This window comes from Citrobacter sp. CK181, assembly GCF_030333595.1.
In the GTDB taxonomy this organism is placed as follows: Bacteria; Pseudomonadota; Gammaproteobacteria; order Enterobacterales; family Enterobacteriaceae; genus Citrobacter_B; species Citrobacter_B koseri.
Window position 1 is genome coordinate 320,862 of the sequence record NZ_JAOWFN010000013.1, and the last position, 11,820, is coordinate 332,681.

Consider the following 11,820-nt stretch of genomic DNA (forward strand, 5'->3'; position numbering starts at 1 on the left):
ATCAGGGCCAACGTTTAATAATGATAGAAGTATTGATGCCGCCAAACGCAAAGTTGTTGCTTTGCAAAAACTCACAATCAATCTTGCGGGCTTCACCCATGATGTAATCCAGCGCGCCGCATTGGGTATCCGGCTGACTCAAGTTTAGCGTAGGTGCAAACCAACCTTCACGCATCATTTGCAGACTCATCCAGGCTTCCAGTGCCCCGCAGGCGCCAAGGGTATGCCCAAAGTAGCTTTTTAGCGAGGAGATCGGCACATTATCGCTATAAATTGCGGCCGTTGCCTGACTTTCTGCGATATCGCCCCGATCGGTCGCCGTGCCGTGGGCAGAAATGTACCCTATATCCCGTGCGCTTAAGCCTGCTATTTTCAGCGATTGTTCCATGCAAATCTGCATGGTTTCACGCTGTGGCTGGGTGATATGCGCGGCGTCGCAGTTAGTGGCAAAGCCGATGATTTCGCCGTAAATGGTCGCCCCTCGGGCTTTGGCATGTTCCAGCTCTTCGAGAATCAGCGTTCCTGCGCCTTCGCCAATCACCAGACCATCGCGCTTTTCATCGAACGGCGAAGGCGTCGTTTTCGGTTCGTCATTGCGCTGGCTGGTGGCGAACAGCGTGTCAAAAACCGCCGCTTCAGACGGGCATAACTCTTCTGCGCCGCCGGCGACCATCACCGTCTGGTAGCCGTGACGAATCGCTTCCCAGGCATAACCAATCGCCTGACTGCCGGAGGTGCAGGCGCTGGACGTCGGGATCACGCGACCCCGCAGGCCAAAGAACAGCCCGGTATTGACGGCGGTGGTGTGCGGCATCATCTGCACGTAAGTGGTGCCGGTGATGTTGTTGGTGTGTTTTTCCGTCAGCATGGTGGCGAATTCGCTCACCGGGCCGGTACTGCCGGTAGAAGAACCATAGGCAATTCCGGTTTCGCCGTTGGTCAACACCGCATCGTCGATAAGCCCTGCCTGCTCCAGCGCCAGTTCGGTGGCGCGGGTGGACATGAGCGACACGCGGCCCATCGCCCGAATACGCTTGCGGGTATAGTGTGCCGGTAGGGTGAAATCATCGACTGGCGCGCCAAGCAGCGTATGCAGTCCGTCATAAACCTGCCATTCCGGCATCTGGCGCACGGCGTTTTCGTAAGCTTTCAGTCTGGTGGAAACGTCCTGCCAGTTCTCGCCAAACGCGGTGACGCCGCCCATGCCTGTAATCACAACGCGACGCGTCATAACATCCCTCCATTGATGGATATGACCTGGCGGGTAACGTAACCCGCAATATCCGACATTAAATAACTGGCCAGCCCTGCCACTTCATCTGCCTGGCCCATACGTTTCATTGGGATGATGGACATCGCCTCTTTCAGCGCGGCCTCTTCCATTGCGATCATGCCGGTGTCAATCAGCCCCGGCGCGATGCAGTTGACGGTGATTTTACGTTTTGCCAGCTCAATCGCCAGCGCTTTTGTCGCACCGATAATGCCCGCTTTTGCGGCGCTGTAGTTAACCTGACCACGGTTGCCCATCACGCCGGAAACGGATGACAGGGTAATGATCCGTCCACCCTGACGTGCGCTAATCATCGGCATGATGCACGGCTGAATTACATTGTAAAAGCTGTCGAGATTGGTGTGGATCACGGCATCCCAGTCGTCGTCGCTCAGCGCCGGAAAGGCGGCGTCGCGGGTGATCCCGGCGTTGCTGACTACGCCATACCACGGGCCATGCGCGTCGATATCCTGCTCCAGTACCTCGCGGCACTGCTCGCGACTGGCGACGTCAAAACTGAGCAGACGGCCTGCGCCGCCGACGGCGAGAATGGCATCCAGCGTTTCTTGCGCACCCTGTGCGTCACGGTGATAGTGAACCCCGACAACAAAGCCGTCAGCCGCCAGTTGACGGGCGATGGCGCGACCGATGCCTTTGCTGGCCCCGGTAACCAGAACGGAACGACTCATGTTGCAGCTCCCTGTTGAAATAGCGTGGTGAGTTCTTCCTGCGTGGGCTGGAACGTATTTACACGGCCTGTCGCCAGCGTGTCATCCCCCACGTCGATTGTGCATTCAAAGCTGCCGAAACGCTCATCCTGCATGAGTAATGTGGCCCTGATGGTCAGCGTTTCCCCGGCGGGGAGGGCGCCTGCGGCGCAGATGAGTTCACGCGCGCCGAGCACCATGCCCAAAGAGATGGCGCTCTGATCCTGTTGATGACGATGCCAGCCTGACCAGACGCCGACGGTTTGCGCCATCAGTTCCAGCGCGAACCAGCCGGGCAGATTGCCCTGCGGGTCAAGAAACGGGGCCAGCACGCCGCCTGGCGCCACGGTGACGCGGCAGGCGGCGGACTCGTCCGTGACGCACTCGACGTCTTCGAGCAGCAACATGGGGGCGTCATGCGGCAGATACTCGCCGGGTGATAAATAGCGACTCATGAAACCCTCCCGAGCAGAATGCTGGCGTTGTTGCCGCCAAAGGCGAACGAGTTAGATAAGATCACCGGGCGTTCAAGCGCGCGCGGTTGTTCGATGATGCCGCAGCGCGGCAACGCCGGGTCACGCGGCGAATCACTGAAATCCTGCGGCGGCAGCGGCAAGCCGCGTTGCAGAATCAACATGCTGAGGGCGGCTTCGGTGATTCCCGCAGCGCCCAGTGTGTGCCCGGTCAGATGTTTGGTGGAGCTACAGGGCACATTCTCGCCAAACAGTTCACTCACGACTTTCGATTCGATCTGGTCGTTGAGCGGCGTGGCGGTGCCGTGCAGGTTGATATAACCCACCTGCGTCGGTGTGATGCCTGCGTCATCGAGCGCCTGGGTAATCGCGCGAATCGCGCCTTCACCTTGCGGATGCGGCGCGGAAATATGGTACGCGTCGCTGGACTCGCCGACGCCCAGCAGCGCGACAGGCTGCGGTTCGCGGGTCAGCAGCATCAGCGCGGCCCCTTCGCCGATGGTAATGCCGCTGCGATCCCGGCCGAACGGCAGGCATCGCGTTGGAGAGAGCGACTCCAGGCTGTGGAAGCCGTTAATCGGCATCCGGCTTAAGGTGTCCGCGCCGCCGACAATCGCCACGTCCGCCAGACCGGCTTCGATCAGTCGGCGTCCGCTGATGATCGCTCTGGCGCTGGAGGAACAGGCGGTGGAAAGGGTAAACGCCGGGCCATCAAGCGCCAGCCAGTGGCTGAGAAAGCGCGACGGATCGCCCAGCTCCTGCTGCGGGTACTGCCAGGAGAGGCTTTCCTGGCCGTTTAGCGTCAGGTTGACATGGGCATCACCCTCGTCGAGGCCGGAGGTGCTGGTGCCGAGCACCACGGCGACGCGATCGCGGCCATACTGCGCGATGGCTTCATCCACCCGGGGCTGGATCTGCGCGAGCGCGGCCAGCAGCAGCTGATTGTTGCGCGAACGATGAGCGGCAAAGTCATCGGGGATGGCGGGCAGTTCGCCGTCAACACCGGCGAGCACCGCCTGCGGATGCCCCTGTAGCCAGCCGGGGCGAGGGCGCATACCAGGCGCCACGCCGCGTGTCAGGTTCGTGGCGATCTCATCCGTATCGTTGCCCAGCGCGTTGATCATACCGACCGCAGAAATATAGATCATATCAGTCACCCAGATATTGAATGGTGATGTGGTATTTGAACACATGCTGCTCAATGCTGATCGGCTCGCGTTTGCCTTTGCGGTTCAGATAGATAATTTCCGTCACCAGCTTACCGCTGGCATTGCGCAGCTCGCGTTTGTCGCCGTTGTCGGTGAGCGTCCATCCCGTCGGCAACTGCGGCTGCCAGGCGCTAATCGGCCAGTGGCTGAGCATTACGTCGGCCAGAACCTGGCTGGCGGGCGGCAGCTGCGGCACCACGATGGACTGCTCGGTGTGCAGCCCTTTCTCATCATAGGTGACAAGGAACAGGCGGATGCCAACCGACGACAGTCCGGCAAGGGTGATTTTTTGCTCGTCGGCATTGAGCATCACCAGCAGCGACTGGGTTTTGCCGTTAAAGCTGCCGGTGAGCAGTTGTTGCGAACTGACCGCCGGAGAGATGCCCGGCGCAGGCAGCGTGACGCGCGCGCCGGGTTCCAGCCACGCCTGCGGGCGGCCTTCCGGCGCTTTCTGCGAGTGGCTGCATCCGGTCAGAATGAGCGCTGCGGTCATCAGCAGAAACTGCCGGATGGCACTACGCTTATCCGGCCTGCGGTTTGTGCGCTGGCGTAGGCCGGATAAGGCAAAGCCGCCATCCGGCAAAAGGTGTCTCAACCAGCGCGCTGTTTGTTTGATCATCTTCTTTTTTTCTCTTTTTTACCGGGCATTGCCAGAGGCGATAACAGAAATGCGGTGAAAATCCCGCTGACCAGTACGATACCGAAACTGCTGATGGCCTGGGTGGCGCTAAAGACCAGCATGCCGAGGGTCAGCAGCGTGGTCATCATCGCCAGCGTAATCGCCAGCAGCGAGGTCAGCGGCGTTCCGCGTGGGTTGCTGAAAAACAGCGTATAGTTGATGCCAATCCCCAGCACCAGCACCAGCGCTAATAGCGAGAACAGATTGACCGCATGGCCGCTCAATGTCAGCGCCGCCAGACCGCAGCCCAGCGACAGCACTGACGGCACCAGGCTTACCAGCCCTTTGCGCCAGCCAAGCCTGATCATCGCGCCGCAGGCAATGACCGCCAGCGCCACAAACAGCAGTCCCGTCAGCACATTGCGATAGAGGGCGAACAGCGTGTCAAAGGTGCTTTTTCGGTCAACCCACGCCACGCCGGAATATTGCGTGGCGAGGGCGTTCAGCGCGGCGCTCCGCTTCACGCCGTCTACCGGCACCAGCACGCCGCTTTCGCCACTCTCCCGCGTCAGCCACAGCAGCCGCCAGCCTTCGCTGGCCGGGCTGGCAAGCCAGGCGTCCACCGTTACCGGCATGGCGTTCAGATCCGGGTTAACCGTGGAAAGCCCGGCATTCTGTAGCGCGCGGCTCACCGCCGGAGCGGCGTTTTTCAGTAGCTTCAGATCCTGCTGCTGACGGGCGAGCGAGTTGATCGGAAGCGTGCGATAGCCGCTGAGCAGCCCGTCACGCTTTGCCTGTTCCAGCGCTGGGGTAAAGGCTTCCAGCCGCTCCAGCGTTTGCTGTGCGGACTGACCGTAAACCACAAACCATTTCTGATCGACGCTCTGCCCGGTCAGGGCGGTGATCGCTTTTTCCTGCGCCAGTATTTGCTGCGGCAGCGCCTGTAGCTGTGAAATATCGTCATCCACATGCAGCGTTGCGATGCCCGCCAGCGAGAAGATCGCCAGCGCCACAGGCAGGCCGATGGACAGTTTTTTATTGCGCCGCCACGCCGCCAGCCAGCGCAACATCAGCACCATTGCCGGAACGGGGCGCACAGGCAGCCCGCGACACAGCCACGGATGCCAGAAAATGACCGTCAGGCAGGAGGCGCTTAATCCCACGGCGGCAAATACCGCCATCTGGCGAATGCCGGGGAAAGGGGCGAGCATCATGATCAGATACGCCGCGACGGTGGTCAGCAGCGCCAGCAGCAGGGCGTTACGCACTTTGGCGAGGCTCTGCCACGGCGACGCGTCGTTGCCGTGCACCATGCGCTCGGTCAGGTAATAAAGCGTATAGTCGGCCGAAATGCCGATGATGCTCATGCTCATCACCAGCGTCATCAGGTGCAGCTCGCCAAAAATCAGCAGGGTGACGACGGTTCCGGCCAGCGCGCCGACGCCAATTGATATCAGGCACAGCAGCAGCGGGCGCAGCGAGCGAAAGACCGCCACGATCAGCAGAATCACGCCCAGAACCGTCGCCACGCCAAGGGTGGAAACATCCTGTTTCGCCTGCTGGCTGGCGTAATCACTGTAAAAAACCGTACCGCGCGACAGCAGCTGCGCCTGCGGATAACGCGTTTTTAGTTCACCTTCCAGCGCGCTGAGCGTGGTGACGAGCTGGTGCGTTTGCTGCATATCAAACGACGAACCGGCCAGCTCGCCGTGCAGCAGATACCAGTAGTGCCCCTGCTCATCCTGAGTGACCAGCCAGCCGTCCATCAGCCGCAGACGCTGGCCGTTTTTCGCCATCGCCAGCTGCGAACCGCGCATCAGCATCAGCGGATCGTTTTGCAGCTCTTTACCGCTCACCCCGGAGAAGGCGGAATACAGCTGAGACAGAATCCACTGCGCCTGCGCGTCGCCGCCGTTTTGCAGACGAGCGCGGGTGGCCTCATCGATCAGGCCGTTGCGATGCTGCCAGAAAAAGGCGCCCCATGCCTGCTGGCTGTCGGCGTCCATCGGGCCTTTGACGTCCGCCAGCGCGTGGGATTTTTGCAACAGCGCGAGCCAGTCGCGCGCCACCTGCGGATCGGCCTGTTTACCCGGGCTTACCAGCCAGACCAGCTGTTGGTCGAGGCGCTGCATGAAACCGTCGTTCAGGCCAGGCGGAATGTTCCCTAAAGCCTGTTTTGGCAGCATTGCCAGCACGCTGCTGTTCAGCCGTGACTGGGGCAGCAGCGTCAGCAATGCGCCCAACATAATCAGGCAGGCGACACCCCATAGCAGCGCGAGGCTTTTACGGTTATTGCGCGGTAAAACGTTGGCGTTCGTCATCGGTCAGTTGAGCGGGCGTCAGTTGGTGTTGAGTGAGTGCGATATCCGTGCGATCACCTTGTTTATCATTCAGTTGGATTGACTCCAGATACGTTTGTCCGGCCAGGTTAATCGTGGCGAAAATCTTGTCCAGCGGCGTGGTGATCGGCGTCAGCCGCAGCGCCCAGCGCCCCTCGCCTTTATCGGCGAAATCGACGCGGAAGTTCTGCTCCAGCACGCTGCGGTCAGCCTGGAACAGCGCGCGCAGCAGGTGGTTAAACTGGAACATCTGCGGGTTGTTTTCGGCGGTGATGACCTGCGGCGGCTGGCCGTTGATCACCTGTACCATCCGTTTGTCGTCCAGCAGCAGCTGCATCGGGAACGGGGCGGTTTGATCCCACAGCAGCCCCTGGTCGCGAGCGATCAGCATCCTGCCCTGGGATCGCAGCGGTTGCGGCAGATCCTTAATCGTCCGGGTTTGATCGAAGTGGGCGCGGACAACCGGCTGTTCGGTAAAGCGCTGTTGCAGATCGTCGAGCGTCAGAGCGCTCACGAACGGGCTGATGATCAGCGCCAGCAGCGGCAGGAATCTCATGGCGTTACTCCCATACGTTCAAACAAAATATCCGGGCTGACGAAGCACATCTCGCGGCTTTTCTCTTCTACCGCTACCTGGATGGTGTAACCCGTCGTGGCGCGTTTTCCCGTCTGCGCATCAAAAATTTCGTAGCCGATGCGCAGGCGGTTTTCGTACTCTTCAAGACGGGCGCGCACCCGAATGCGTTGTTCGAATGTCAGCGCGTTGCGGTACTTCACGCGGGTATCGACCACGGGCCACAGGTAGCCGGACGCTTTCATCTGGCGGTAGCCATAGTCGAACTGGTTGAGCAGCGCCTCACGGGCAATCTCGAAGTAGCGGAAATAGTTGCCGTGCCACGCGACGCCCATCATATCGACGTCGTGGAACGGAATGGTCAGCTCTACTTCAGCAGTAAAACGGGGATCGTTAAGCACCCTTTACTCCTTGTTTTTGGCATCCGGCAGTTGCCAGAAATCGAAAAAATTAAACCAGTCGAGCGGCGACTGTAGCGCGTAGTGCTCAAGGCGTTCGGCGTAGCGGTCGATGGCCTGCTGTAATGCCTGCTGGCGTTCGGCGCGCGGCAACAGCAGCGGGTCGGCGAACGGTTCACAGTGGATATGCCGTTTCCCGTTCTGGCGCAGAGCGAAAATAAGCTGAACCGGGCAGCGCAGGATGGAGGCCAGAATAAATGGCCCCTGCGGAAACGGCGCGGGCTGACCCATAAAACGACTCCAGCAGACGCGCCACTCGCCGCCACGCTGTGGGTTAACCGCAATACGGTCGCCAACAATGGCGATCCACTCGCCGCGTTCCAGCTTCTCTTTCAGCAGGATGGCGGTGTCCGGGCCGATGTCGGTGACGGGCATCAGGTTCAGCCCGGCCTGCGGCGCCATCTCGTCCATGATCTGCTTAAAACGTTGGGCATTGTCGCTGAACACCAGAGCGTTGATGGTTTTGCTGCCCTGCAATTGCGCCAGCGCGCGGCAGGCTTCGACATCGCCCAGATGCGAGGCCAGCAGCAGTTTGCCCGTTGGCGCCGTGATGTTGAGCGTCGCTTCTGCGCCCGGCGCAAAGACCACATCGCGGCCAAACTGTAGCTCCCCGCGCCAGCTGGCGATTTTATCCAGCATCGCCTCGCCAAAACGCAGAAAGTGGTGGAAGCTGGTCAGCCGGGACGGAACGGGGCGCTGGTGTGACGTCAGTTGCGTTCGCACGCGGGTCAGCCAGTGTTGCGACGCGTTGCGGGCGTGCGCTGCCGTCAGCCAGTAGACGCCGACCACCGGATAAAGCAGCAGCGAGAACGCCTTACGCCCAAGCAGACGCCAGACCAGCAGCATCAGACGCATTCCCCACAGCCCTTTAACTTCCTGCTGGCGCGCCCAGTGCGGCGACGAGCGGCGAAACAGCAAAGACGGGATGCGCGGCAGCATGCCGAAGAACAAGCGGGTGTGCATCAGTGAAATTCGGCAGTTGTCTTTTAGCGCGTCAAAATGGGACAGTCCATCCAGCGGATAGGTAACGCGGGTCGGGACAAAATAGCTGGTGTTGCCCTGCCAGTAGAGGCGCACCATGACTTCGGTGTCGAAGTCCATCCGTTTGCCGAGCGTGACGCGTTGCGCCAGTTGTAGCACAGGGGCGACCGGATACACGCGAAACCCGCACATGCTGTCTTTCAACTGGAACGAAAGCGTTTCAATCCATACCCAGACGTGGGTTATCCAGCGACCGTACAGGCGCGAACGGGGAATGGAATCGTCATAGATCGGCTGCCCGGAGATCAGCGCGGCTGGGTTTTCCTGCGCCAGTTCGAGCAGCTTCGGAATATCTTCAATGGCATGTTGGCCGTCGGCGTCCACCTGCACCGCGTGGGTAAATCCCGCGTCTGAGGCCGCCTGTAGCCCACGAATCACCGCAGCGCCTTTGCCCGCGTTTTCCGGCAGGCGGATCAGCGTCAGGTTCGGTTCCTGAGCCGCCAGCTGTGCTAATTGCCGACGTGTTGTTTCGTCACTGCCGTCATCCACCACAATGCAGGGCAGATTAAACGGCTGTAGCCGCGCCAGCACCCGCGCCATCATCGCGCCGTGGTTGTAGCAGGGGATGAGCACGCAGGGAGTGAAGGTCAACGGCATAACCGGATCTTCCCGCTGCTGGCGGTATGCCGCGCGTCGCCATCGTGGCGCTGATAGCTAAACGTCAGGAGCTGGCGGGTTTCCTGCCAGCTCAGGGTCAGCGTCACCGTGGTTTCAGGCAGCAGCGGTGCCTGGAATTTGACGTTCTGGATGCTGTGAAAACGCCAGCCGGGCGTGAGCAGCGTGGTGGCATAATGCATCACCCAGTCCAGCTGCGCGACGCCGGGCAACAGCGGTTGCACGGTAAAGTGGCCGCTGAACCAGAACAGGGAAGGGTCGAGATGCAGGACGATCTCAAGCTGTTGGGGTTGTGCCTGATGGCGCTCAATTTCATGGGGTATCATGAAATAACTCCTGTAATTGCGCATAGACACGCTTGTTCATACTGTTGACCGGGATCTCGTCGATCACGCGCCAGTAGCGAGGTACGGCAACCGGCTCCAGCCACGGCAGCAGCGAACGACGCCAGGTCAGCTCCTGGGCTTTGCCGCCGCAGCGCTGCCATTGTTGGCGGGTTTCGTCATCCAGCACCAGCAGAACGCCAATGCCCTGACGACCGCCGCGTGAAACAGGCAGCGCGACCGCCTCGCGGATGCCCTTCAATTCCAGCAGCCGCTGTTCAACTTCGCTGAGCGAGATCCGTTTCTCTTCAATTTTGACGACGCGCCCCCGGCGTCCCATCAGGCGGAACTGGCCGTTCTCATCAAACTGGAGGATATCGTCGAGCAACAGGCCGTCCTGCTGCACGATCAGCGGCGAAAAGGCGCGAAATGCTTCGCCCTCCTGCTGGAAATGTACGCCGGGGAAGGGGAGCCAGGCGATCTCCTCCTGCTGGCGGTAGCGCCAGGCGAGAATGCCGGTTTCGGTGCTGCCGTAGATTTCATCCGGCCAGATATTGAGCCAGGCGGCGGTTTGCGTGACATCGCCCCAGGGCAGCATACCGCCTGCGGAAAGGATCATGTTGACCGGCGGCGGCGTGAGCCGGTGGTCGAGGCGTTTCAGGAACGCCGGACTGCTGATAAACGCATAGCGGTGGTCGTGGCTTAGCGCGGCAAGCTGCTCTGCGTAGTAGAGCATTGCGGCATGAAGCGGCAGGCCGAGCGCCATCGGCAGGAAAATACGGAAAGTCAGACCGTACAGATGCTGAGGAACGACTGACGCCACGACGCGACAGCCTGCCAGGCGGTCGGCAAAACGCATCGCCAGCAGTTCGGCCTCGCAATCCAGCCGCGCGATGGGTTTGATGATGCGCTTGGGCTGACCGGTGGAGCCAGAGGTAAACAATTCAACGAAGGCATCGGCGGCAATATCGTCGAATGTGAAGGCTTCTGCGCTGAACTGTCGTGATGTATTGACCACCAGCAGCGGGCCGTGCCAGCCAGACGTCTTATCGCTGAGCACGCCGTTGAACAGCGCGCGCTGCTCATCCAGCAGAGAGACGCGGTTATGCCCCGGAATAACGGGCGTTTTTCCGCTATGCAGCGTTGCCAGCAGCGCAACAATAAACAGATAGCTGTTCTCAAAACACAGCGCCCAGCGCTCGCCCTCCTGCTGTTGCAGGTGTTTCACCAACTGCGCGACGTCATGGCGCAGGTGGCCCAGCGTCCAGGTGTCCTCACCCAGCCAGGCAACAGGCGTTTCATCCGGGCGTGGCGCGGTGAGCCAGCGGGAGAGCGGAAGGGTCTGCTTCATTGTGTTTCTCGTTTAATCACCTGGCGGCGCACCAGCCACTCGCCCGCCATCAACGCGCCCATCAGCAGATAGGCAATCATGCCGTTCCAGGCGGTCCATAGCGCCATGTCGCCGTGTAGCGCGGTAAAGAGCGCAATACCGCCGTTGCCGATGAAAAAGGCGCACCAGGTTTGTGTTACGCGACGGGTGTAGCGCACTGCGGCTTCCGGCAGCGCAGGTTCACGCAGTCGCGCCAGGCGTTCGACAATCGGCATGGATGTCCACAGCGAGCCGCCAAAAACGGCAAGCATGACGCCGTTAACAACGACCGGGTAAAACAGCAGCAGTTGATGTGTTTTAAGCAGATAGCTGGCGACGCAAAGCGCTATGCCCGCCACCGCCGCCACCTGAGTGACGACGCGCAGCGGCCCCGCCTGTCGCCGGGTCTGACGAAAGCGTAAAAAGAACAGCAACGCCATCAGCGGCAGCAGCCAGTGGAGGCTGTTATGCGTCAGCCCAAACCAGATCAAAAATGGCCAGGCCAGCAGCATCAGGCCGGTCAGCAACTGAATACCCATACGCGCGTGAGCGCCTGACATGGCGTATTACGCTTCTTTCAGCAGGCGTTCTACGGCGTCGACGACATCCTGCACGGTACGCACCGCTTTGAACTCTTCCGGCTTGATTTTCTTACCGGTTTTCTTTTGCAGATGCACGATCATGTCAACGGCGTCGATGCTGTCCAGCTCCAGATCTTCATACAGGCGCGCCTCAGGTTTGATGTCCTGAGGGTCGATTTCAAACAATTTGACCAGAAGCGCGGAGACTTCTTCATAAATGGCATGTTGTTCTGTCATAACGGA

General features: G+C 60.3%; 13 protein-coding genes. All 13 read right to left on the minus strand.

The window, feature by feature from the left end; genetic code table 11:
• Position 1 precedes the first annotated feature (1 nt).
• The 13 genes from OGW17_RS12835 to OGW17_RS12895 all read right to left on the minus strand — a co-directional run bounded on the left by OGW17_RS12835 (position 2) and on the right by OGW17_RS12895 (position 11,814).
• Positions 2-1,231 carry a beta-ketoacyl-ACP synthase gene (locus OGW17_RS12835; protein ID WP_058668238.1) on the minus strand — a complete coding sequence of 410 codons (1,230 nt, stop codon included), beginning with the start codon at positions 1,229-1,231 and terminating at the stop codon, positions 2-4.
• A complete protein-coding gene (locus OGW17_RS12840) occupies positions 1,228-1,959 on the minus strand; it encodes a 3-ketoacyl-ACP reductase FabG2 (RefSeq protein ID WP_012135608.1) in 732 nt (243 codons plus the stop codon). Before OGW17_RS12840 ends, OGW17_RS12835 begins: the two co-directional genes overlap by 4 nt.
• A complete protein-coding gene (locus OGW17_RS12845; RefSeq protein WP_071259303.1) occupies positions 1,956-2,432 on the minus strand; it encodes a hotdog family protein in 477 nt (158 codons plus the stop codon). The genes OGW17_RS12840 and OGW17_RS12845 overlap by 4 nt, the downstream gene beginning before the upstream one ends.
• Positions 2,429-3,598 carry a beta-ketoacyl-[acyl-carrier-protein] synthase family protein gene (locus OGW17_RS12850; RefSeq protein ID WP_071259305.1) on the minus strand — a complete coding sequence of 390 codons (1,170 nt, stop codon included), beginning with the start codon at positions 3,596-3,598 and terminating at the stop codon, positions 2,429-2,431. The genes OGW17_RS12845 and OGW17_RS12850 overlap by 4 nt, the downstream gene beginning before the upstream one ends.
• A gap of 1 nt (position 3,599) precedes the next feature.
• A complete protein-coding gene (locus tag OGW17_RS12855) occupies positions 3,600-4,151 on the minus strand; it encodes a DUF3261 domain-containing protein (protein ID WP_096753934.1) in 552 nt (183 codons plus the stop codon).
• Between the two features lie 122 nt (positions 4,152-4,273).
• Positions 4,274-6,598: an MMPL family transporter gene (locus OGW17_RS12860; protein WP_071259310.1), complete on the minus strand. Its 2,325-nt coding sequence runs from the start codon at positions 6,596-6,598 to the stop codon at positions 4,274-4,276.
• On the minus strand, positions 6,567-7,172 hold the full coding sequence (locus OGW17_RS12865) for a LolA family protein (RefSeq protein ID WP_012135603.1): 606 nt from the start codon (positions 7,170-7,172) through the stop codon (positions 6,567-6,569). Before OGW17_RS12865 ends, OGW17_RS12860 begins: the two co-directional genes overlap by 32 nt.
• A complete protein-coding gene (locus tag OGW17_RS12870) occupies positions 7,169-7,591 on the minus strand; it encodes an acyl-CoA thioesterase (RefSeq protein ID WP_012135602.1) in 423 nt (140 codons plus the stop codon). Before OGW17_RS12870 ends, OGW17_RS12865 begins: the two co-directional genes overlap by 4 nt.
• A gap of 3 nt (positions 7,592-7,594) precedes the next feature.
• Positions 7,595-9,286 (minus strand): glycosyltransferase family 2 protein, encoded by a 1,692-nt coding sequence (locus tag OGW17_RS12875; RefSeq protein WP_071259312.1) that lies wholly within the window; start codon positions 9,284-9,286, stop codon positions 7,595-7,597.
• The gene (locus OGW17_RS12880; RefSeq protein ID WP_049011356.1) at positions 9,277-9,630 is read right to left on the minus strand and encodes an ApeI family dehydratase; all 354 of its coding nucleotides are present in this window, start codon (positions 9,628-9,630) and stop codon (positions 9,277-9,279) included. The genes OGW17_RS12875 and OGW17_RS12880 overlap by 10 nt, the downstream gene beginning before the upstream one ends.
• Complete coding sequence (locus tag OGW17_RS12885) at positions 9,617-10,978, minus strand: class I adenylate-forming enzyme family protein (RefSeq protein WP_110123646.1); 1,362 nt, start codon at positions 10,976-10,978, stop codon at positions 9,617-9,619. Before OGW17_RS12885 ends, OGW17_RS12880 begins: the two co-directional genes overlap by 14 nt.
• Entirely contained in the window at positions 10,975-11,556 is a 582-nt protein-coding gene (locus tag OGW17_RS12890) for a COG4648 family protein (RefSeq protein ID WP_071259316.1), read from the minus strand. The genes OGW17_RS12885 and OGW17_RS12890 overlap by 4 nt, the downstream gene beginning before the upstream one ends.
• Before the next feature lie 6 nt (positions 11,557-11,562).
• Positions 11,563-11,814, minus strand: a complete 252-nt coding sequence (locus tag OGW17_RS12895) for an acyl carrier protein (RefSeq protein ID WP_012135597.1) — start codon at positions 11,812-11,814, stop codon at positions 11,563-11,565.
• Positions 11,815-11,820: the final 6 nt, after the last annotated feature.